The following is a 23147-nucleotide window of genomic DNA, read 5'->3' on the forward strand; positions in this document are numbered from 1 at the left end:
CTATAATACTACTTTGATACTAACATAAATAGATAAAAAACTTAAGATATACTACTATCTTTCACTGCTCCACATACTTCATATTGAGATTCCATTACTGGTTCTATTACTGGTTCCATTGGTAGTGGCCTGTTTTCGTACTTTTTCGTTTCTTCAATGCTATCAATATTAATAGTTATATCTGCATTTTCTCTATATTTTTTGTATGCTAAAGTAGCAGCGTAACCAGCTAATAGACCTACTACACATCCACTAGATATCCATAATAGCACTGTTGACAAATTGTTTTTATCATTATTAGCATTCATTTCATTATAACTAGCTACTAATAACTTTATACTACAGTTTGGTGCTACTACACATGCTCCTCTGCTCCACTCTGTTAGAGTAGCATTTATATCATAATTATTACTAGCATATACTTTAGCAACAACTATGTTGTTATCATTTATCCCTGACGTAAAATTAGCAGGAAAAATTAACTTCAAGTTTTGGTCATCTTTGATGATTGCATCTTTATTAGAAACAAGGTTATGTAAAACTGTCATAGGAATATAAGGACCATCAATTCTATTGATATAACTATTATGAATTTTATTGAGATAATGAATAAACATAGATCCACATATGCTGTAACATTTGAAAGCCATCTTACCAGCAGCATCAGCGCCAGAAATTAATACTTCGCTGATACTGTCACCTGGAATAAGTACGCAATCTTTCACCCAACTAGTAGTGTTGGATGTAACTTGTTGAACTGCTTTTGTAATAAAACTATAAACATCTCTCATTGCAATCACTCCGTTAATTAATTAAAAATTTATAGAAGTAATTTTATGTTATAAATTTATAATTATTAATTAATTTATGGTAACATTCTGACTTTAATTTCTGAATATTATCTCTTAATTTGAATGCTTTTATGCTTATATATGAACATTACCTATAAGCAAAATTGGTCTTCTAAGGCAGATAGTATAAGTATGAAGATTTATATATGTTTGGCATAAAAATTTTTTTCAACCTATTTTCAACCTTTTGAACAAAAATTTGACTGTAATTTTATAAAAAAATTATTTTCTAAAACACCTACTATAGCTGTATTTTTGGAGATGAAAAATGCGCCCTGTAGTAATAGTTGTAATATTATTAAAAATAATAGTAACAATAATGACACAATATTTTATAACTTTATTGGAAATATCATTCCACCAGAATGGAGAAAGCTAAGTGGAGATAATGGAAAAGCATTAAGTAAAACATCTAAACAGCTTTTATCATTCATAGTATTTAGACTACATATCTATTACAACAAAGATATAGATGAATTACAGGAAAGTTATCAACTTTATGAAGATAAGCTGAATGTTGGTCAAAGAAGAGTTAGGCAATGCTTAGTAGAATTAAGAGATGCAGGTTTTATTGAAGTTGAAAATAGGACAATAATTAAAGACAATGTTAAGTTACGTAATGTTCCTTGCATAAAAATTCTGAAAAATTTTCAGCACTATAGTGAAAAAGGAAAAGAAGAAAATATAGCCTTACCAGAAAAAAAATTTCGTCCCAACATGAAAGAAATTTCAGGTCAACCTGAAACTTTTTTCAGGGACATATATAGATATATAAAAAAAATCTAAAATATCTAGATCTACTGAAGGTGAGTTAGTAGAGAATAACAAAAATGAAAATGAAGAACAAAATTTTCAAAATGTTGATGATTTTGAAAATGATATACGGACTTCAACTAAAAATCGCAATAAAGACATTGAATCACTAATAACAAAGATTCTCAAGTCTTCGAATGGTAAAAAAGAATGGTTCAAAAGGTACAGGCTAGAAGACTTTTACCCAACTAACACCAGAAGATGTAGTTACACTGCAACATAAGTCTGATAGAGGTTTTAACATATACTTTATCAACAAATTACTATTAAAGCTAGCAGATCAATATTCGAATTATCATTTTGGCGGTAAGGCATCAGTTCTAAACTATATGGCAAAAGCGTTAGCAAATGAATTACGAACTACTGATCAGGCAAATAGTGACAACTGTGGACTTGATAACGTAGAAAAATTTAATAAGGAAAAATATCTTGCGCAAATTGAAACAAGGACAAATCTTAGTAAGGAAAGCCAGTTGAAGCATAAAATTGCTGGTTCTTTTGAAGCAGCTATGGCTTATCAAATTTTGACTTCTTGTAGTTTTGGGCCAGCAGTTCGAACTAAGTTTTTTGTTAAGTTGCTTAAAAATATTACACTAACAGAATGTGATAGATCAAAGATATTACAAGCTGTACAAGATGTATATGGATACGACAAGAATTACAAGTTACACCATTTGAGCAACTCAAAACTGTTTCACAGAAACAAATCAATGAAGAAGAGTATCTCTTGAATCTGAGTAAACAATTGGACTCCAACTCAACTTGGTACAAAGTACGAAAATACATACTTCAACATTACAAATATGAGCAAGTTATTGATAAAATATGGTTTAGTAAATTAAAAGTTGTAAATGAAGATAATGTTAATAAAAAAATATTCATTAAAGCAAAAACAGAATTTGAAGATAGTTACATCAGAGGAAATTATCTGAAAGATTTTGAGTACGCTTTTAAAGCTCAAGGGTTTTCTTTTGAGTTAGTTAAGTTCGAATAATTTTAATAAAATTTAAAGAGTGATATGGAAAAAGATCTTGCAAAGATTGCTCCAAATAATATTTAAGCAGAGCAAATGATACTTGGGGCAATTCTGATTAACAATCGTGCGCTATATAACATTAACGAATTTTTACTGCCGGAACATTTTTATGAACCATTACATGGTAAAATATATAAGTCAATTAATCTCATTATTAGTAAAGGAATTAGTGCTACTGTAATTTCGCTCAAAAATATGCTAGGCAATGAACTCGCATTTGAGGAAATAGGTGGAGTAGATTATCTAGCTAAACTTACAACTTTAGCATTAAGTATAGTTAATGTTAATGAATACGGCAAAATAGTATATGATCTCGCACTGCGGCGTTATTTAATTGAAATTGCAGAAAAAATAGCAACGAATGCATATTCTTCTACTTTAGCAGATACAGCTATCAGTAAGATCGAAACTGCTGAATCTCAATTATATGATCTAGCTTCAAGAGGAACTTTAAGTCAAGGATTTATAAAATTATAAACTTCAATTGAAGAATCATGGACATCAATTTCATCTGCTATTAAAAATAAAAACTCTATTAACGGTATTAGTAGTGGACTACCTGACCTTGATTCAAAGCTTGGAGGATTTAAAAATTCTGACCTAATAATATTAGCTGGCAGGCCCTCAATGGGTAAAACTGCTTTAGGAGTTAACTTAGCAATAAATGCTTGTAAATATTTTCTTACTCAAAAAAATACTAAAGATAATGTACCATCAGTTGGCTTCTTTTCTTTAGAAATGTCATCTCAGCAAATCTCTACTCGAATTCTTTCTATAGAATCTGAAATTAATAGCTCTGCATTATTTAACGGTAAAATAGGTGAACAAGATGTTGATAAGTTAAAGACTGTACAAAATGAAATACAAAAGTGGAATTTTTTTATAGATGATGCTCCTGCAATCTCAATATCAGCAATTAGATCACGAGCTCGTAGACTTAAACGCACTCATAATTTAGCAATATTATTTATTGATTATTTGCAGTTAATTAAGATTGATTCAAATAGAAGTCAATATAATAGAGTAAATGAAATTTCTGAAATTACTCAAAGCCTAAAAGCACTTGCAAAAGAACTTAATATTCCAATAATTGCATTATCACAATTATCTAGAGCTGTTGAACAAAGGCCTGATAAAAAGCCGTTGCTATCAGATCTAAGAGAATCAGGCTCCATTGAACAGGATGCCGATATTGTAATGCTTATATATCGTGACGAATATTACTTATCTAGATCAGAGCCAGCTCCTGGAACGCCAGAATATACGGAATGGATTGCTAAACAAGATAGATGTCATAATACTGCTGAAATAATTGTTGCTAAACACCGTAATGGGCCAGTTGGTACAGTGAAGTTACACTATACTAATCAGTATTCTAAATTTGGCAATATTGTTAAAAACTCTCAGCAAGGTTAATAAACACTAGATTATGCATAAATGAAAAAATGCTGGTCCAAAAAAAAAAATTACAGCAAAATTTTACTCATTAACACCAGAGATATACAACTTAAGGTTAGTTCGTGATAACTGAATCAAAAATTTTATAATTTAATTTGCTTCTTTTCCAGTTTTTATCTGGGATTGGAGTATACAAAAAGTTTGAATTATGGTATAATTTATTAATAACCATTTAGAGATGGAAAATGATAGATTTTTATAGTGAGAGCTTAATAAATAAGCTGCTCAGAACCAACGTAAGATTTAACACCAAAATTGATCTTGATAAAGTTGAAAGAGCAATACTTTACGCTAAAAAATATCATGGCCAGCAAAAGAGAGATACTGGAGAACTATACTATACACATCCATTGAAAGTAGCTCACATGGTATCAGACCACAGCTTTGAAACAGATACAATAGATTAATTCTAGGAAATAGAATTGACAAAAAGTATAATTAACATTAACTTTATAAAAATATTAAATTAGATAGATACTGATATGAGTATTTTAAAATCACTTTTACAACCGTGTTATGCTGTTATATTAGCATTCGTTGTATTATCTTCACCATCAATATGTACAGCGAATAATAATGTAAACTTCAATACTTCTAAAGTTAGTATTGATACTTCACAATTCTATATAAAATTTTCAACTGGTATTGCTACTAACTACGATACATTAGAAGCTGGAATTGGTTATAGATTAGATCGGCACAGAATGGATATAAGATTAGGATTTATTGGGCATCACAACTGTAGAGATAACTTTGTTCAAGGAAATTATTATTACAATATAATTGAAGGTAACAAAGCATCAATTTTTGTTACAGGTGGCCTAGTATCAGTTTTCAATGGTGATAGTGGTACTGGTATAGATGTAGGAGTTGGTACAACAATAAACTTATCAAGAGATACATATTTAGACATTGAATGTAGCACAATGGCTAACTATAGACCACTTCCTATTCATATACGTTTTGGATGGCGGGTTCACATTTAATAACTAATAAGTTTTATAGTTGGTAATTATTAGCCCATTAACGAGATTGCGTTGTTCATTAATTGAGTATGTAACTCCAATATGAGTGATGAAGAGGTCTTTGTATAAAGCTTTAATAAAGGTAGTGTTATTATTTGAAAGCATAATTTTAACACCTTTATTGTTGAGTTCATAAACAAAATCTCGTAGTCTGATTTGCTCTTTTTCATCAAATGGGACTCTAGTGTAGAACCTTTCTCCTGATTGGTGGTAAGGAGGATCGAAATAAACAAAGTCATTTTGTTGAGGCCCTATAAATGAAAAATCCATTGCGCAAATTGATACATCGGTTAAAAGTTTACTACATTTGTTTATTCTAGAGCAAATATGAAGCTTAAGATATTACTTATCAGAAAATGTTTGAGCGGATGTGCCGTCTCTGTTTAGCCTATAAATTCCCCTAAAGGAATATTTATTAAGATATATAAATTTTGCAGTAATATCGTTAGGATCATTACTATAATAATTGTCCCTTATTTTATAGTAATAATTTTCAGAATGGTTTTTGTGATATAGATTTAGTAATCTATTAACCTCATTTGGATTCTTTTTTACAGCGTTATAACTAGTAATTAAGTTGAGATTAATATCAGACAAAAAACATTGTTTAAACAGATGCCTAACTTGAAAAAATAAAGCCCCACCTCCAAGGAATGGTTCATAGTAATTATAGTATGGCCCTTGAAGGAAGATGCTCTATTAATTTATTAACAATTCTCCTTTTGCCTCCAACCCAGTGAAGAAAAGGCTTTGGTTCATTAGAAATTGCTATTGACACAAGAATTTTTGATTAATTAAATCTCTACTATGAATTATAGTAGAAAATAAGCCTTAAAGCTAGTAATAATAACTGCTGCAGAGCTTTTTTTATAAATCTTTTTTGAATGATGTTTTTGAAGCTAGAGATACAATGTGATAATTTCGCATCTACTTTAAAAAAGATGAAAAAATTTTCAGAAATATTACAAAAAGTCATGTACTGATAAAAATCTAAATGATACTGTATACCTGATGTTATCTGAGATTTAAGATCAGCTAATATTTAGCTAGAGGTTATTTCATTAAAACTTCATAATCTGCTATTAAAGGTATAAATGAATCTCTAGCTACTCTTTAATCACTACTTCAAATAGCAAAAGTAATGCTATGGTTATTAATGGCCTAATTATTTTAGGCTATCTCAATTTATAACTCAAGATTAATAATAAATATATAATTGTTAAATATTATGCGGGATTTTAAAGGGTAAAGTATGCATATACAAGTCTTAAGCGCAGCAAAACACTTGTTCTATCGAATGTTTAACCTTATACAAACAAAATAAAGTAACACAAATTTTTTCAGTTTCACAGGAAAAATGGTTTGCTTTTTTTAATGACTTGCACAGTCATACAGAACAAAAAAATTTAATACAACTTCTAATAACTCATCTTATAAAGATAAAATCTAATTTAAAAACAAATCAGCAAAAAAAGTGTTTAACTGGTTATTTAACTGATCCAAATTATAACTTAACCAGAAAGGAACAAAAATATATTTTAAAATTAATAAATGAAAATGATTTTATTTGGAATAAGAAAGGTCAAAACTTTCTTGATTTTTGTATGTATAAAATTATACGAATGCATTCCATAGCACTTGAAATACCAATCAAAAAATGTTCTAGCAATATGCTAATAAATAAAGGTATCAAACCCTTTCAGGAATTTATTACACCAGAACATTTTAAGAATATAATTTATCTTGAACAAAAACTACTATACCGCACACTTAAGTATGATCATTGCATTAATTCGAAACAAAGAAAAGTAACTATCAAACAACTACTATTGGCTCCAGGACAACTTGAAATAAAAGAAGATCTTAATTCGATAGAGAAAAAAGATTTTGACTTAGTTAATACAGCCCTTGATTTTTATATTTTGGATATTATAGGTCGTTTTAAAGATGTGTTTGAACCTGATGTTTAAATTAAGAGCAAAAAAGATAAGTCCAGAACTTTTTCAGTTAATATACTAAATTATCAAAGTCTTTTTATAACTCAGAATCAATTGTATATCTCATTTTGAAAGATATTTTGTTTTTTTTAGATGTAAATAACAATGCGATAATTTCGCATCAATGTGTAATATTATGAAAAAAAATTTCATAAATATGACAAAAAGTCATGTACTGACAAAAATCGAAATGATACTGTATACCTGATATTATCTGAGATTTAAGATTTAGATAATATTCCGATAGAGATTAAAAGCATATAAACAACTAAATTTATCTTTTTAATCTCTAGCATAACAGTTTTAACACTTAAAACAGCAGGGTAATTCTATGCCTATAGAAGACGAAGGTCAAAATAAAATCAATAAATTAACTGAAAAATTATCTACAGAGGGAATTAATAGCACAACAATAAAACAGATAGATGCTGAAATGCAAAAACTATACTGCCAGCTAGAGGAATCTGAGGAAGTAAGCATAAATTGCATAGAGTGGATACAATATTTTAGGCTAATAGTAAATAACTACGACAGAAAAAAAGTAAATATAATAGCTTCTCTAAGTAGAGTGATTTTTTTTATTTAGACAATACATAGCATCAACAAATGTAAGGATTGAAACATTTAACATAGAATTGCTAATAAATAATACCGTTATCAGAATGAGGAAACATTTTGAAAATGAGAATATAAAGCTAAATGTTCAAAATGACATAAAGACGGTTCTGATTGGAGATAGTTTTAGAATAAAAGCAGTAATAAGTCAGTTAATTGGTAGTGCTATTATAAATAGTAGTAAGCATAGCAAGATTACTATTAACATCAATCAGTATTCAGAAATATTACAATTTACAGTACAAAATATAGTACTAAGCCCTTCTAAAGAAAAATTAGAAAGAATAAATTCCGAACTAGAGAATTTGAATTTGGTAACATATCAAGAACTAGGAGAAGGATTAGCATTTATTAAACATCTTATACATCAGCTAAAAGGAAGGCTAAGAGCAAAAGAGGAAAATAATTACATAACTTTTGCATTTGAAGTTCAAATAACTAGTTTTAACTCTTCTTTTGGCGAATGTTATGAAAAAAAAATAAGTAACCAATGGATAGTACAAATCCCTTCAATGCTAATTACGTTGGTAAATGGAGAAAGGGAGAATATCGATGAATATATAGAGATAATAACAAAGTTAAGAAAAGCTAAGTATCAGGTCGAGGTAGCTGAATCATTGAAAGAATATTGTGTGAATCTGATACAGAATATCAAATATAGATTTAATATTGCAACGAGTGAAATTGTAAGGCTTGCAAGCGAGATCATGTTAAATGATTCTGAAAATAAAGATAAGCTGAAAACAATATTAAATCGATCAGCAAATCTCCAAGAGTACTGTAACGATGTAGTTTACACGCTTAGAAGCGAAATTGAGAATGAAAATTTATGTTTAAAAAAATTTAGCATACAAAAGCTAGTAAAGGATGCCGTCAGGAGACTAGAAGACATTGCAAAAGAGAAAGATATAAAAATCAATTACAATTTTCAGTACAAAATGAAGGATATTGTGATTGGAAATAGTGATCACTTACAAGCTATATTAAGTCAATTAATAGGCAGCACGATTAGATTTAATCACAGCTGCAAGGTTATAATTACAGTTCATTTGTTTACTATAAAAAATTATATAAAAAGCGATAACATACTACAATTTAGAATACACGATAAAGGAAGCGGTATTTCAAAAGAAAAATTAGGGAATATAAAAGCTAAATTAGCTGATTTTGACTTGGTAAGAGACTGTCCGCTAATGCTTGAATCAGGATTATGGTTTGTAAATTACCTTATTAATCAACTTAATGGAGAAATGGAAATAGAGAGTGAAAAAGACAAGTTTACAACCATTACTTGCAATATTCCAGTACAACTTTTTTAATCAAAAATAACACATTTTAATGACTTAAAAATTCACAATTTATTTTGCTTCTTTCCTAGATTTTGTCTGAGATTGAAGTATATAAAAAGTTTAAATTATGGTATAATTTATTAAAGATTATTTGGAGATGGAAAATGATAGACTTTTATAGCGAGAGCTTACTAAATAAGCTGTTTAGAATCAACGTAAGATTTAACACTAAAATTGATCTTGATAAAGTTGAAAAAGCTATATTTTATGCCCAAAAATATCATGGTCAGCAAAAGCGAGATACTGGAGAACTATACTACACACATCAATTAGAAGTAGCTTATATGGTTGCAGACTACAGCTTTGAAACTGATACGATTATTACAGCAATACTACATGATACACTCGAAGACACAACACTAACCAAAGAAATAATAAGTCAAGAATTTGGTAATAATATTGCAGAACAGGTTTTAGACCTCACCAGGATTAAGGATAATAAAAAAATCAGTTCTAGAGAAATGATTCAAACATTTTATAGGCAAAATAAAATAGAACTATTATTAATTAAGCTTTTCGATCGATTCCATAATATTCAAACCATACATATAAAACCTTATGAAAAAAGACAAAAAAATACTCATTGAAACTCAGCAAGAATTTATACCTCTTGCTCAATACCTTAATCTACCAAAGATTGCTGACAAATTAAGTGGATACTGTTTACTTAATACTTATCTGGAATAAATGCTAATTCAAAAGAACAACAATATTTTATTTTTAAATAAAATAGCTGGTTCAAAAAAAAGTAGCATTTTTTTTATTTTGAACATCTGATTCTCTGTACCTTGATTCTAAAAATTAATCAGTTATGATGCTGAGATTGCTTTTTTTAATTTTTTTTGCAAGTTCAGTTGCTAGCTGGTATGCATACACATTATCAGAATCATATTTAATAGCCAGGTCATAACTTTCCATTGCTTCTTGATGTCGCCCCATTCCTTCAAAGCAATTCCTTTATTATAGTAAGATTCTGCATCAGTTGGGTTATATCTAACAAGCTGCATCAAAATTCTCTATTGTTTCTTGATGTTGTCCTAATTCCTTCAAAGACATTACTTCATTATAAGCATCTGCATCATTTGGGCTGTATTTAATAGCTGTATCAAAATTCTCTATTGCTTCTAGTAGCTTTCCAAGATTCTTTAAAGCTATTCCTTTATTATAGTAAGCTGTTGCAAAATCAGGTTTATATCTAATAGCGATATCAAAATTCTCCATTGCCTCTTGATGTTTACCTAATCTGCCTAAAGCAGTTCCTTTATTATAGTAAGCGTTTACAAAATCAGGTTTATATCTAATAGCGGTATCAAAATTCTCTATTGCCTCTTGATGTTTACCTAACTTTTCTAAAGTAGTTCCTTTATTATAGTAAGCTGTTGCAAAATCAGGTTTATATCTAATAGCTGTATCAAAATTCTCTATTGCCTCTTGATGTTTACCTAATTCATCTAAAGCTATTCCTTTATTAATATAAGCTGCTATAAAATCAGGTTTATATCTAATAGCGGTATCAAAATTCTCTATTGCCTCTTGATGTTTATCTAATTCGTCTAAAGCATTTCCTTTATTATAGTAAGCTGTTGCAAAATCAGGTTTATACCGAATAGCAGTATCATAATTTTTTATTGCCTCTTGATGTTTACCTAATTCATCTAAAGCATTTCCTTTATTATAGTAAGCTGTTGCAAAATCAGGTTTATATCTAATAGCTGTATCAAAATTCTCTATTGCCTCTTGATGTTTACCTAATCTGCCTAAAGCTATTCCTTTATTATAGTAAGCTGTTGCAAAATCAGGTTTATATCTAATAGCGGTATCAAAATTCTCTATTGCCTCTTGATGTTTACCTAATCTGCCTAAAGCTATTCCTTTATTAATATAAGCTGCTATAAAATCAGGTTCATATCTAATAGCAGTATCATAATTTTCAATTGCCTTTTGATATTGACCTAACTCTTGAAAAGTTATTCCTTTAGCATAATAACCTTCTGCCAAATCTGGTTTATATCGAATAGTAGTATCAAAAATTTCTATTGCCTTTTGATGTTGTCCTAATGCCTTTAAAGCCATTCCTTTATTAATATAAGCTTCTATACAATCTGGATTACACTTAATAGCTATATCAAAATTCTTTATTGCTTTTTGATATTTTCTTAACTGAAAAAATGAATTCCCTTTATTAAAATATTTGTCTGCTAGCATATCTTTACCCTAAATTGAATACTGTTATATGAGCAGATTATTTTGATGCAATAGATGTAACTGTATTAATAATACTGTCATATATTTCATATGATTTATAAAAATTCCCCTTTAAATTTTTGATTAGCTATGATAATTGCTAAATCAAATGTGCTGTTATCAAATTTTCTTTTTTACAGCCTTATTTTTAACACTATCAGAAATTTCATCAAAATTCTTTATTTTTTTTTATTATTACCATCAGTTATGTTACTCTGGAATTCTTACTCTATATTTTCTATCAGTAGTGATATTGCTAGCTGCGCATATAGTTTGAACTATTATCTAAGACACAAGCTCTAGTTTGCACTGAACATTGAGAAGGCAATTCTTTAAGGCCTCAATGTCCTTAACATTGCCGCACCATTCTTGACGAAAACTGTTCCATTTTAAGCCATGAAGGCGAATGTGGCGCTTAGTGTCTTCATCTGGTTCAGAGGAAAATTTTAAAATCACAGCAGCTTTATTTTGCTGTTCTTTATCAAAAATATCTTTACCGATTGTAGTCCAATGATTCTGAACATTTGGATGTTGTATTAAAGTTTCTTTTAGTGAAACAATTGCACCAAATAAAGTATTTGTTGGTAAGTGATCAAGTTTAGCCTTAGCAACTAGTCCAGCCATTTCGATAAGACGTCTAGTACGCATTTTACGTTCTTTAATTTTAAGGCTAACCTCATCCATGATTAGCTTAGCCTTTTTTTGTTGGAGAGTAATTTTTTGCTGCATAAGATTTGCCATGTTAGTAATTCAGAAAGATAAAAAAATCAGGCAAGAATATATCAAAATAAAATTTCAGTAAAGAAAAAAACCGCACCTGCCAAACCAACATCAAATAATTATAGTCAAAAAAACGTGAATTCAGGTTAGAAGCTTCATTAAAGAATAAGCTTATACGCAATATGTAAACTTGAAAGTTTACTGCTAAAAAATGAGCACTCATTAGCCGATTGAGTGTTAAAAAAAAGAAGTTTGTGCTAGCAAAATCAAAAAAACCATGCTAACTTAAAACTCAGGTGAGAATTGGTGTTGAGATGGCTATACAGTTTGCAATGATTGAATTTTTAAGTAGAAGTAAAGGAGGAGATAGTTGTTGTAAGGCAGCGTATAATGCAAGAACTATTGTTAAAAATGAGCAGACAAATATAAGGTATAACTTCTCTTATAAGAAAGATAACGTATATCATACAGTACTGATACCAGATTATGTAAATCAAAAATTCAAGAATGTCCAAAGATTAATGAATGAGGTGGAACAAACAGAAAAACGAAGAAACAGTAAGTTGTTGAAGGATATCGTAATAGCACTGCCAGACGATAAGGAATTGAATTTAGAAGATAGAATAAAGATTACACATGAAATAGTTGATGCAATGGAATGGGTGCAAAATGGTCTTGGAGTACAGATAGACATTCATAAGCTTCATAGAGGAGATAAAAACTGGCATGCGCATATATTGGTTACTACAAGAAGATTAAAGAGAATGGCGAAGAATTAGGTGGTAAAGCTGTTGACTTGGAGCCTAAATTCAGAACATCAAAAGGTAAGGCATTTATTATTCTAGAAGCTGAGATGATTCATGAAAAAGTGAAGGAAATAATTAATGCATATTTTGCTAAATTAGGCTTAACAAATAGAGTTGATAAGATAAGTGCAGTACCGCAAGAGCATATTGGCCCTACTAGAATTAGGGGTTTAATTAATGAAGTTGCAAATGAAAATGAGTTACGTAAAGAGGCTAATTTAAAAATTATTAAGGATGCTGATGTAATAACGGATTCTCTATAACACATTACAAATCTATTTTTACTTAAGCAGGATATCGAAAAAGCAGTAAAAGATATACCATATATTCAGCGAAAGCAGAAATGAAACTGTTAGTTCAGCAAGTACTTAGTTCAAATAGAATACTAGAGTTATACCATGATGATGGTGAAAGTAGCAAATATTTTACTACAACTGAGGTTCGAAATGAGGAGACGAGAATAATCAGAATAGCTAATAAAATCAATGATCAGGTTTATTACAACGATATTTACAATCTTAAAAGCGATATAGAAGGACTAACAAATGTTAGTGAAGAACAGAAACAAGCTCTAAGACATATTTTGCTTAGCACTAGTGGAGTTAAAGTCTTAAGAGGAAGAGCTGGTACAGGAAAATCTTATGTTTTAGCAAAAGCGTATGAGCTTGCAACAAATTGTAGACAAAAAGTTATTGGCCTTGCTCCCACTCATAAGGCAGTATTAGAGCTGAAGAACAAAGGTTATACAGATGTCTATACAGTAAAGGGATTTTTGTATAATCGAAAAAAATTTTTATGCAAAATAGGTTAATAGTAGTAGATGAAGCTGGAATGGTAGGTACTAAAGCTTAGGCAGAGCTATTTAGAGTAGTTAGAAACAATAATTGTCAACTGATACTCGCTGGGGATGAAAAGCAGTTAGCTTCAATAGAAAGAGGCGGAATGTTTGAGATTCTGAGTAATATTTTCGGTTCACATGTTTTAGTGAATATTCGAAGACAAAGTGAAAACTGGAGCAGAGAGGTAGCAATGAAGTTTGCTGAGAGTAATATTTTAAGCGGTATAACCTTACCTGAGGCAAAATAACTGCGTTAAGTTTGATAATACGTTGCAGGACTCAATGAGTAAGTTAAGATACAACTGGAGTCTAAGCAAGTTTAAGCTACATGAAAAATTGGTAATTACAGTACGTAATAAAGAGGTAGACATTCTTAATTCAAGTATTAGATCTTTGTTAAAAGCTAATGGCACGCTACAAGGCACAGAATATAGGCGTTCAATAGCTGGAAGGAAAGAGTCCTACATGGCTGGAGATCGAATTGTATTTCAAAAAAGCGATAAGGATTTACAAATACAAAATAGTGAATTTGCAACTTTAACTTCGGTTAATAAAAATGAATTTGTAGCTAAGACAGATGCAGGACAAGATGTGAGTTTTGACCCAAGCAAAATACAATTTAAACATGGTTATGCAAGTACTGTTTATAAGGCCCAGGGAGCTTCTATAAAAGATGTATACGTTTTACATAATGGAGTAAGTAATATAAGCAGCTCATACGTAGCTATGACAAGGCATATAGAGAAATTACAGCTATATTGCAATAAGGAAGCAACTAGAAGCATTAACAGCTTAATAAATCAGCTTAGCAGACCAAATGATAAATCAGCAAGCATAAACTTAAAAACTAATGAAGATTTAAATAAAGAAAATCCAACTATTTTAAGTAAAATTTGTGGTTGGTTTAAGTCTATAGTAACTGATGTAGGAGACAGATTTCATAAAAACGCTAAATATTATCAGTACGATAAAAAACCAGAGCAATTAGCTGACATTAAGATCGAACAACCTAATATAGTTAATGATATAAGAAAATCAGAAATAAGTCCAAATAATGAATTAAAGGCTACAAAGACCGCAAACGATATTTCAACTACAGAAAAAATCAACACAAAGCCTGAACAACAAAATCCAAGAATTAGTATTCGAAGGTAAAATGAGCTGCATAGAGCAGCTCAAGGGTAATAAAAATACGACTTTGCTAAGCAGAATGCGAAAGTCCTGAAACTTAGAGAGATTCGTTAACAGAAATACTATCTCAACAATCACTCAGCAAAAATATTATACCATTTAAACGGTAAAAATACAAATAAATTTAGCGAAGGTGAGGTTCTGTATGACTGATAAAATCAATAATTCAAACAATCATAATTTAATGGAAGAATTGAGAAATAAAATAGCTTCTCATGCAGAAACCATAGCCTGTGATTTGCTTGGAGAGCCTAATAAACATTTCTCTAGACGTGGAGAAATACGTTGGGGAGATACAGGGAAAATTGTCGTCAATACTAGTGGCAAGCATGCTGGAAAATGGTATGACTTTAGTTCTGGCGAAGGTGGAGATTTATTTGACTTAGCCAGAAAAGAACGTGGCGGTGATTTTGTTAAAGCCAAGGAATATCTAACAAGCATGGTAGGAATAACAAGTTATAAGCAGAATTACCAACGTAAAGAAACCACTCAAAACGCTGCTCAAAATGAGCTAGCTAAAATTCGAAAAGTTCAATACTTTTATAATCAGTCTTCTCCATTATATTTTACTAATAATACTGAAGTTCAAATCGTAAAAAGATATCTTGAACAACATAGAAGAATTGATTGTTTTACAATGAATTCTGACTTGAGAGCAAGCGTAATTCTTGATAGAGAAACGAATGAAAATTATCCAGCATTTTCAGCATTTGCTAGAAATGCGAAAGGTGAAATTACTGGTGTACAAGTTGTATATTTGAATTCGCAAACGTGCGATAAGGCAGATATTTCAGTCCCTAGGCGAGCTTTTGGCAAAATTTAGCGAATCGTTTGTTAGAATTAGTACATTGGCACCACATGATTCGCCTATAACAATCATAACAGAAGGCGTTGAAACAGCTTTAAGTCTAAAACAAGCAGGAATTAATGGAAAAATTATCGCTGCTGTTGGTATACATAATTTCAAGAACTATCAACCATTTGAAGGAGAAAAAATAATCATAGCGGCAGATAATGATGGACAAAATTCTATAACAATGAATACTGTTGATAAAGCGAAAAAAACACTCGAAAATAGTGGAGCAAAGGTGTTAAAAGTGATGCCAACACAAGAAGGTGATTTCACGACCTATTACAAATTCATGGGGCTGAAGCTATTAGACAGATCATAATACCTGAAATTGCTAAACTTACTAAATTTAATGAAATACAAAGTGAATTAATAACGAATCAAAGTGAGGTTAAAGAATTATATGCAAAATCTTTACCCCTATACGACTATAACAAAAAGGAAAAAGCTAATGCGGAAGTAACAACAGTCAACAAATTTTTAGAAAATCATACAGAAATTTATAGTTCAAAAATCTTTGACAATCCTAATTTAAGAGCAAATATGGTTTTTGATGAAAAGACTCAAAAATCCTGGCCTGCACTCACTATTTTTGTTAAAAATGACAAAGATGAAATTACTGGAGCTAAGATATTAGCCTTGAATTCAAAAACATGTAATAAAGCGGATGCAGCTGAAAATTCTGTTGGTACAATTAGTGGATCATTTGTTGAAATTGCTCAACAAAATTCAGACTACTCTTCTATAACAATTCTTACAGAGAATATTGAAACTGCTCTAAGCATTAAACATGCTGGAGTCGAAGGAAAAATCTTATGTGCCATTGAAGCCCAAAATTTGCAAAACTATAATCCTGCCTCAAAAGAAAAGATCATTCTAGCAGTTAAAAATGACGTAAATACTGAAAAAGCAGAAAAAGTTTTAGATGATAAGGGAGCAACAGTCTGCACAGTCAAAAATGACTTCAATAATCTATTAAAAACTCAAGGGTTATATGCTGTTAGAAATATTATCAGCCATGAAATAAGAAAACTTACTGAAAAGAATGAATCCATACAAACTAATATACAACCAAGATTATGTCTGAAAATTTAAAACACGATGGGCTATTTAAAGATTTAATGAATGAACCAAAAGCAGCTCTGGATTTTATAAATGACTTTTTACCAAATGAAGTTAAAAACGTACTAGATTTAAATACTATAAAAGTTGAGCAAGAATCGTTTGTTGAAGCCAATCTACGCCGTAGTATGTGTGACGTACTATTTTCAGTTAAAACAAAAAATAATAATAATGCATTTATATATGTACTTATTGAGGCAGAATTAAGATCTGATTATTGGATTGCGTTCAAATTATGGCAATACACATTATCAATATTAAAAAGGCATAAAAAAGGACTTAAAAAGCGTAAAAAAGAACGTGGAAAATTACCAATTGTTGTACCAATTGTAGTATATCATGGAGCTGACCGATTTAATGCTACGAGAAGCTTATGGGAACTGTTTGATGATCCTAAATTAGCTAAAGGAGTTGATGAGCTCTGAATACTTATTAATCGATTGGCAAGCAATGCCAGATAGTGAAATAAAAAGAAAAGCAACTGCTGCACTAGTTCATTTTATGAAGTATATTCATAATCAACAGGATATAATAGAGCTATGGGCAAAATTTTTTAATACACTACACGAAATAGCACAAAAAGATAAAGAAAATGGCTTTCTTTACATAAAAGCGTTATTGCATTATACTATAAGTAAGGTTAGTAAAAATGAGCAACCTAGGTTAAAACAATTACTGGACGAAAATTTATCAATTGAGGATAGAAAAAGGATTATGGAAACAATTGCTGCACAATATATTGATGAAGGCATAGCTAAAGGCAGAGCTGAAGCTGCACAAGGGCTTGCAAGGAACTTATTAAACGCTGGCTTTTCAGTTGAATTTATTGCTGAAAATACTGGGTTATCAAACGAAGAAGTGGTTAATTTAAAAGTTAGCATGGATAATTCTTGAATTAATAATTCACTAACTTAAGTTTTTTGAGCAATGTATATCCCCAAACATATGCTATATTTAAGTTTTGTAGCTTCATAGTTAGTTTTGTGATGGGAAAGTTACCAACAAGCTTTACATAACATGTAAGGTCTGGTAGATTCATAATTTCAGATGGCATAACTAAAAGCTTTTTACGCTCAACATTATTCATATTTACTCCATCTCGCATAGTATTTGATCCATATGACAAGTTTTCTTGAGTTTCAATTATCTCTTGCTCACCTAGTGTTAATGCTGATTTATAAGCTGTAACCTGATCGCTAACTCGAAAAATAAATTTACTATTAAACAAATCAAGCATAGAAGCACATTCAGCAGAACCATATATTGCTTCTAATTGATGAATGTTCTGCAACCCAGCAACAAAGCAGCCTCCATACTTTCTACTTTCAGCTAAAGCAACTGGTAAAGATGAAACTTTTTGTAGAGCTGGCAGTTCATCAAGTATAAACCATATGTTTTTGTTATCATGATTAGGATTTCTACACATCAAAGCTTTGATAGCTATACTTATCCATGCTGAAATAAGTGGCTGTAAAGTAGCTCTTTGACTTGGAGTAGCTGTGATAAATAGCCATCCAGTTTCAGCAGAATTACTAAACCATTCCTTGATGCTAAAATTACCTCCAGGCTTTAAATATTGTAGCGAAGTAATATTCTTTCCAAGAGTAGATTGAATTCCCGCAGAAGTTTCAGGCGCGCTTTCGCTTATAATGCCTGATACAGCGGTGTTTCTAAAAGCTTTTACAAATTGTCTATTATCAGAGTAAATGATTGTATGAATTAGTTTTATGATATCTTTGTCATCCTGATATAGCTTCAACGCTTCAGACAAGACTAATTCAGCATTTTTAGCAAAAAAGTCATCAATTTTAGATACAAAGTAACTCGTTTGCGATGAAAGAGAAGCAAACATTGCAATACTTATGGGAATATTATCAACCTTTACTGGCGCACTCATTGATACTTCATCCTTCAGCCAAACAGTAGATTTGGGGGCAAATAACAGCGTAAAAATAAATATCGATGGAAAAAACCATTCCCATAGCAAAGATGCCGATATTTCCTCTAAAAATAGCCCTAGTAGCAGCCCATATGCCACCAATAGTCAAGGCTAAGTGACCCACTGGAGTGAAGTATTCGCTATTTGAAGCAAAGACCTCTGCCTATGCCATTAAACACATGCCATAACAGATCTCCACCACCAAATGTGTATATTACGTAATCCATTAACTTTTCTCCTTCGCTATTAAATGCTGCTCTATTAATCTAGCCCTTTTATCTATTCGACTTGCATCGGTTTGTAGGCTAGTCCATTTTTCATTTGCAAAAAGTTGTACTCGATTCAATTCCTTCAAATATCTTTCTAAATGTTCATTCGAAACTTGCTTAGCACCTAGTGAAGTAACGGCTCTACGTATTTCGGTGATTACTTCCTTCAAATGCTGAACTAATGTATAGCTAGCTATTAATTCTGATGAGATCTCTAAAATTGTGACTCCAGAAATAGCTTCTAATGTGATATAATCATAAATTGGGAAATATACTCTCCAATCCGAAGATAAAAAGGCTATTTCAGAGTTGCTATATTCAGAATTCTTATCAAACTTATTTTTTAGATCAGTCAATTTTTGCTTAGCTTTACCTGCATAAGACTGCTCTGGTGATATTGTGATATTTCGTTGTAGGCTTGGATGCAGGCAACTAACACTATCACAGCTGTAAATTGAAGCTGATTCTCCACCTTTTAAATGACTAATCCAACTTTTTTCATCCTGAGCTAAGGAGTCAAAAAAGTACACATTATTGTTTGTAACCACGATAGTGCCAGTCATAGACATGATTGAATCACGCATATTTGATGGTATTCCAACCTTTGCTGCTGCTTTAGTGAAGATGTTATAATCATCCAGCATAACTCTGAATCCTTATTTTGTGCTTGTCGCAGAGCTTGTTTTTGATCTAAATAATTACGACATTTTTTACCAGCAGCAAAATAATCAAACCCGCTTTGTGACTGTATATCACGGCAAACAGCTTCTCTCATAGCTGAGTTTCTTGGTAAAGCTGTAGCAAATAATGCTTTTGTTAATTTGCAATCTCCCTTAGCAAATTGATTCATCTCCATTGCTAGATTACGTAAGTCTTTGAGAGCATTCTCAATTTGAGGAGCAAAGGTTTTTAATCCTAATGAAAAAGCATAGACTTTAGCTTGAGAACCAATGTTTTTCATCAATTGAACTAATTCTTCTCCAGAAATAACAGAGAAGCTACCAAGATAGGCATCAATACCGCTACAGCTCATGTTTAAAGATGGTGGAGTTATAGCAAATGGCTGAAATGATGTTTGGCTTGTTCTGGCAGATAATCCGCCAGCCGCATAATATCCAGCCGCTTGATCCTGATATGATCCAGCTCTAGTAACATTAACACTCATTCCTTGAAATACGTTTTCGATATTCCAAGCTAGTGATACTGGAGCTTGTAGCAATAATAGCATTGTAATGGCATAAACTCTGATTTTGGTGCTCATGTAGTCTCCAACTTATGATAATATCTATCGATTGCTAGAATATTGTCGATAATTTTATCTTCAGAGATTATGCCTCTAGCTACTGCATATATTTTTTTACCATCGCTAGCTACTGAATATAATACAGGTACAATATGCTTAGGATTTAGTTTATTAAGCAACTCATTATTCTTACTGACAGCTAGCAACTGAAATGCATATTTATTAGCAAAGCACTGAACAATAGGCATAAAGGCCTTACAGAGCAAGCAATCTTGTTTAACTTGCAAAATCAATCCCCAGTTTTTAGCAATGTTTTTGAGTTTGAAATCATTTTTTTGCTCTGATTTTTCTTGATATAGCTTTCTATGTAAGCTATTAGCAGGCTCATTAGCATTAATCAGTTGGTAATCAAGTAGAGTAGCTAGTTGCCACATAGTAGCAAACTTATGAGCCTTCTCCATGATTTGCTTCTGCAATCTTTGAGCTGTAATCACATTTTCGAGCGTTGGATTATCCAGCGCTATACGCTAAGCTCGATTAAATCGCTCCTTTAATTCCTCGATTCTCTGGTCATGAGGCCTACTCATCAACTTAGAATTAGCAGCAGAGTCATCAAGCTCATGACCATGTTTATCATTGTACCATAAAAATCTTGTTGGTGAAGCATCAACAGTGGATAAATGACTAATTAATATCATAAACATTAATAATCTGCTCATTTAGACTAACTTTGTTGCATACGATGAACTTTATCTTTGATTCCTGCAATAATGTCTTTGTTCATGCTGCTTTGAGCCTTAGTGAGTATATCACCAAATAGTTCATCCATATTGATTTTAGTGAAATCAACTTTTTGTAATTCCTCAACTGTAAGGCCTCTACACTTTGGACATTCAGGTGTACCAAAGTTCATTTTTAGCTGTTTTCTTGCTTCTTCCTGAAAAATTCTTGCAAGTTTCGACTGAAAGCAGCAATAAGTAGACTTTCTAGCTAAGCAAATACCTAATATCGGAATTCTTGAAGAACAGTAGGTTCCAATATAGTAGCAGTAACCTTTTTTCCTATATAAAGCTAATTCTTGTTCCTTAGACTTACATTGCGATAAGCCTATATCACGCCCCCAGCCAGTCATTGAAGAGCAGCAATTCAAAAAACTAAATACATCTTTTTTGCATTTTCGATGTTTACCTGAAAATACAGAAACGGGATTTGTTTTAATGTCCTTGCTCATCTGATTTAGCATCGCTAGATGAGCTACTTTAGCTATATCTCTATTTGGTATAATAGTTGGAGTGTTGCAATTACCTCCTAAACAAAAGATTGAGTTATTATGCAACGATGAGTGTAGCATTGTTTGCTTCTCAGTTGAACAGCTATAATCGTGCTGCCATAGTAAACAAATATTTGCTACTGATTTTTGGCAAGTGCTGTTTTTTAATTCACAATTCTGAATTTTAAGGTGTTTGCAGCCATCTTTTGGATCGCTAGTACAAGAAAAAAGAATCTTTTGTTTCCAATATGGACGATTGACTTTAAACTTGTCAAAAAATACTCTATCACCACCATCATAGTTGATTCTATTGACCTCATAGCATTCATTACTCTCAGTTAATTGCTCAAGTTCAGGGTTTAAAACTTGCCAATATTCTGCTACTTTCCTTAGTTCTTGAGTCTTATCTCTGTAGTCATAGTGAAGTATACATATTTTTTCATTTACTTCTAATAAAAAATTTCTACCAATATGGTGTATAGATACACCAAGCCTATTAGCAATAGCCCATTTCATTTGTTTTACAATTGCTTCGGGATCATCTACTAGGCAGTATATTTGTGCACCTAATTCATCATCATAGACATCGCTACGACTCTTAAGCCAATTACTATGATTCTCCTTTATTTCTTCTGTTGCAAATTCCATTTGCCGGTTTTGCCAAGAAAGCCATACATTCTCTAATCTGCACTCAACATTTAATTCTCGAATAAGTTCAATGTTAAAATTACTACCTTCATTACAACTTTGAATAATTTCAGTATTAGTTTTACTTGTTTGAGTTACGAAGTTACTGCTATCAAGGGCACTTAAAGGATCAGATTCAATTCTCATTGAATTAGCTATCATATAATTTTGATCGTTGATATTATGTTGAGTTAAGGCATTGTTTTTACTGTTTTCAGCTTGAAATAACATTGCCCCACTTTCTGTACCAAGCTGATTACGGCCATGGTAGGTTAAATCCTCATCATTGTTAGGATAATTGACATTACTACCTTGATGAAATAATTCTTGTGTATTTGAAGAATTTCCAAGATTTACATTATAGTTGCTAGCTTCATTATAACTGCTTTGCATTGAAGCTAAACAACAGCTAATATTGAGCACTATCAAAAAGTTAATATAGATAATAATCTCATTGAGTATTCTCATTCATAATTTCTAATGCTATTGCTAAAGGAATATGGCCAGTTAATTTCTTGGTTAATCCTCTTTTTTCATCATCTATTACTATCACAGGAACAACATCAATTTTATATTGTTCAAACAAGCTAGGATCTATATCGAAGCTAATACCAAGCTCCATAGTTTTATTCTTTGTTTGTGTAAATGAGTTATTAATTAACCCACGCATAATCAATTGAGCTCCAGCCTTTTGAGATTCAGCAAAATAGCTTTTTAAAGCCTCATCACTCATTGAAAATGAGACAAAAATAAAAGTTTTTTGCTGGCCCAAAAAAAAGCATTAGCATTATTAACAAATAATAAAACCATCAACATCATTACTC

At 31.1% G+C, this 23147-nt stretch carries 20 protein-coding genes and 9 pseudogenes; 18 read left to right on the top strand and 11 right to left on the bottom strand.

All coding sequences use genetic code 11. From position 1 onward, the window contains the following. Nucleotides 1-41 precede the first annotated feature (41 nt). On the bottom strand, nucleotides 42-791 hold the full coding sequence (locus OTBS_RS05920) for a hypothetical protein (protein WP_041621266.1): 750 nt from the start codon (nucleotides 789-791) through the stop codon (nucleotides 42-44). A gap of 321 nt (nucleotides 792-1112) precedes the next feature. Between OTBS_RS05920 and OTBS_RS17935 the strand changes: the two genes are divergently transcribed. The 6 genes and pseudogenes from OTBS_RS17935 to OTBS_RS05950 all read left to right on the top strand — a co-directional run bounded on the left by OTBS_RS17935 (nucleotide 1113) and on the right by OTBS_RS05950 (nucleotide 5144). Next, nucleotides 1113-1637 carry a hypothetical protein gene (locus tag OTBS_RS17935; protein ID WP_041621267.1) on the top strand — a complete coding sequence of 175 codons (525 nt, stop codon included), beginning with the start codon at nucleotides 1113-1115 and terminating at the stop codon, nucleotides 1635-1637. Between the two features lie 356 nt (nucleotides 1638-1993). Then, nucleotides 1994-2395, top strand: a complete 402-nt coding sequence (locus OTBS_RS17940) for a hypothetical protein (protein WP_041621268.1) — start codon at nucleotides 1994-1996, stop codon at nucleotides 2393-2395. 14 nt (nucleotides 2396-2409) lie between these two features. Further along, entirely contained in the window at nucleotides 2410-2658 is a 249-nt protein-coding gene (locus OTBS_RS17945; RefSeq protein WP_232488979.1) for a DnaA N-terminal domain-containing protein, read from the top strand. Between the two features lie 75 nt (nucleotides 2659-2733). Further along, a pseudogene (locus tag OTBS_RS05940) lies at nucleotides 2734-4116 on the top strand (replicative DNA helicase). 227 nt (nucleotides 4117-4343) lie between these two features. Further along, nucleotides 4344-4559, top strand: a pseudogene (locus OTBS_RS10405) (bifunctional (p)ppGpp synthetase/guanosine-3',5'-bis(diphosphate) 3'-pyrophosphohydrolase); the annotation flags it as partial. Nucleotides 4560-4640: 81 nt separating this feature from the next. Further along, the gene (locus OTBS_RS05950; protein WP_011944266.1) at nucleotides 4641-5144 is read left to right on the top strand and encodes a hypothetical protein; all 504 of its coding nucleotides are present in this window, start codon (nucleotides 4641-4643) and stop codon (nucleotides 5142-5144) included. Nucleotides 5145-5147: 3 nt separating this feature from the next. On the opposite strand, the pseudogene OTBS_RS05955 reads toward OTBS_RS05950, so the two are convergent. After that, nucleotides 5148-5961: pseudogene (locus OTBS_RS05955) on the bottom strand (DNA adenine methylase). 601 nt (nucleotides 5962-6562) lie between these two features. Between OTBS_RS05955 and OTBS_RS05960 the strand changes: the two are divergent. From OTBS_RS05960 to OTBS_RS05975, 4 genes and pseudogenes are all read left to right on the top strand, one after another. Continuing rightward, entirely contained in the window at nucleotides 6563-7153 is a 591-nt protein-coding gene (locus OTBS_RS05960; RefSeq protein WP_232488949.1) for a hypothetical protein, read from the top strand. 358 nt (nucleotides 7154-7511) lie between these two features. Beyond that, the gene (locus OTBS_RS16580) at nucleotides 7512-7766 is read left to right on the top strand and encodes a hypothetical protein (RefSeq protein ID WP_011944844.1); all 255 of its coding nucleotides are present in this window, start codon (nucleotides 7512-7514) and stop codon (nucleotides 7764-7766) included. A gap of 76 nt (nucleotides 7767-7842) precedes the next feature. Continuing rightward, nucleotides 7843-9114 (top strand): ATP-binding protein, encoded by a 1272-nt coding sequence (locus OTBS_RS16585; RefSeq protein ID WP_232488950.1) that lies wholly within the window; start codon nucleotides 7843-7845, stop codon nucleotides 9112-9114. 134 nt (nucleotides 9115-9248) lie between these two features. Next, nucleotides 9249-9831: pseudogene (locus tag OTBS_RS05975) on the top strand (HD domain-containing protein). A 114-nt stretch (nucleotides 9832-9945) separates the two neighbouring features. Here OTBS_RS05975 and OTBS_RS16590 read toward each other — a convergent pair. The 4 genes and pseudogenes from OTBS_RS16590 to OTBS_RS05985 all read right to left on the bottom strand — a co-directional run bounded on the left by OTBS_RS16590 (nucleotide 9946) and on the right by OTBS_RS05985 (nucleotide 12129). After that, nucleotides 9946-10083 carry a hypothetical protein gene (locus tag OTBS_RS16590; protein ID WP_157866393.1) on the bottom strand — a complete coding sequence of 46 codons (138 nt, stop codon included), beginning with the start codon at nucleotides 10081-10083 and terminating at the stop codon, nucleotides 9946-9948. 20 nt (nucleotides 10084-10103) lie between these two features. Then, a pseudogene (locus OTBS_RS17950) lies at nucleotides 10104-10151 on the bottom strand (hypothetical protein); the annotation flags it as partial. After that, the gene (locus tag OTBS_RS05980; protein WP_080571868.1) at nucleotides 10138-11349 is read right to left on the bottom strand and encodes a tetratricopeptide repeat protein; all 1212 of its coding nucleotides are present in this window, start codon (nucleotides 11347-11349) and stop codon (nucleotides 10138-10140) included. The pseudogene OTBS_RS17950 and the gene OTBS_RS05980, both read right to left, overlap by 14 nt. 324 nt (nucleotides 11350-11673) lie before the next feature. Continuing rightward, nucleotides 11674-12129, bottom strand: a complete 456-nt coding sequence (locus tag OTBS_RS05985; RefSeq protein ID WP_011944846.1) for a conjugal transfer protein TraD — start codon at nucleotides 12127-12129, stop codon at nucleotides 11674-11676. A gap of 275 nt (nucleotides 12130-12404) precedes the next feature. On the opposite strand from OTBS_RS05985, the gene OTBS_RS14290 reads away from it, so the two are divergent. The 8 genes and pseudogenes from OTBS_RS14290 (at nucleotide 12405) to OTBS_RS06010 (ending at nucleotide 17809) form a co-directional block, all read left to right on the top strand. After that, nucleotides 12405-12887 (top strand): MobA/MobL family protein, encoded by a 483-nt coding sequence (locus OTBS_RS14290; protein WP_080571828.1) that lies wholly within the window; start codon nucleotides 12405-12407, stop codon nucleotides 12885-12887. A 17-nt stretch (nucleotides 12888-12904) separates the two neighbouring features. After that, nucleotides 12905-13177, top strand: a complete 273-nt coding sequence (locus OTBS_RS15155; RefSeq protein ID WP_173361679.1) for a hypothetical protein — start codon at nucleotides 12905-12907, stop codon at nucleotides 13175-13177. 80 nt (nucleotides 13178-13257) lie between these two features. After that, complete coding sequence (locus OTBS_RS17615; RefSeq protein WP_269763917.1) at nucleotides 13258-13725, top strand: AAA family ATPase; 468 nt, start codon at nucleotides 13258-13260, stop codon at nucleotides 13723-13725. 83 nt (nucleotides 13726-13808) lie between these two features. Next, the gene (locus OTBS_RS17620; protein ID WP_232489037.1) at nucleotides 13809-14000 is read left to right on the top strand and encodes an AAA family ATPase; all 192 of its coding nucleotides are present in this window, start codon (nucleotides 13809-13811) and stop codon (nucleotides 13998-14000) included. A gap of 34 nt (nucleotides 14001-14034) precedes the next feature. Further along, the gene (locus OTBS_RS16605) at nucleotides 14035-14907 is read left to right on the top strand and encodes a hypothetical protein (RefSeq protein WP_050897543.1); all 873 of its coding nucleotides are present in this window, start codon (nucleotides 14035-14037) and stop codon (nucleotides 14905-14907) included. Between the two features lie 181 nt (nucleotides 14908-15088). After that, a complete protein-coding gene (locus tag OTBS_RS05995) occupies nucleotides 15089-15766 on the top strand; it encodes a hypothetical protein (protein ID WP_041621197.1) in 678 nt (225 codons plus the stop codon). A gap of 25 nt (nucleotides 15767-15791) precedes the next feature. Next, nucleotides 15792-16888 (top strand): annotated as a pseudogene (locus tag OTBS_RS18400) (toprim domain-containing protein). Then, nucleotides 16873-17809 (top strand): annotated as a pseudogene (locus OTBS_RS06010) (Rpn family recombination-promoting nuclease/putative transposase). The pseudogenes OTBS_RS18400 and OTBS_RS06010 overlap by 16 nt, the downstream one beginning before the upstream one ends. Nucleotide 17810: 1 nt before the next feature. On the opposite strand, the gene OTBS_RS06015 reads toward OTBS_RS06010, so the two are convergent. The 5 genes and pseudogenes from OTBS_RS06015 to trbC form a co-directional block, all read right to left on the bottom strand. Next, entirely contained in the window at nucleotides 17811-18767 is a 957-nt protein-coding gene (locus OTBS_RS06015; protein WP_011944671.1) for a type IV secretion system DNA-binding domain-containing protein, read from the bottom strand. 313 nt (nucleotides 18768-19080) lie between these two features. Beyond that, nucleotides 19081-20384 (bottom strand): annotated as a pseudogene (locus OTBS_RS06020) (conjugal transfer protein TraH). Continuing rightward, nucleotides 20381-21085 (bottom strand): annotated as a pseudogene (locus OTBS_RS06025) (conjugal transfer protein TraF). Before OTBS_RS06025 ends, OTBS_RS06020 begins: the two co-directional pseudogenes overlap by 4 nt. A gap of 5 nt (nucleotides 21086-21090) precedes the next feature. Continuing rightward, nucleotides 21091-22716 (bottom strand): conjugal transfer protein TraN, encoded by a 1626-nt coding sequence (gene traN, locus OTBS_RS06030; RefSeq protein WP_232488951.1) that lies wholly within the window; start codon nucleotides 22714-22716, stop codon nucleotides 21091-21093. A 58-nt stretch (nucleotides 22717-22774) separates the two neighbouring features. Next, complete coding sequence (trbC, locus tag OTBS_RS06035) at nucleotides 22775-23095, bottom strand: type-F conjugative transfer system pilin assembly protein TrbC (RefSeq protein ID WP_011944350.1); 321 nt, start codon at nucleotides 23093-23095, stop codon at nucleotides 22775-22777. Nucleotides 23096-23147: the final 52 nt, after the last annotated feature.

This window comes from Orientia tsutsugamushi str. Boryong (genome assembly GCF_000063545.1).
Taxonomy (GTDB): domain Bacteria; phylum Pseudomonadota; class Alphaproteobacteria; order Rickettsiales; family Rickettsiaceae; genus Orientia; species Orientia tsutsugamushi_C.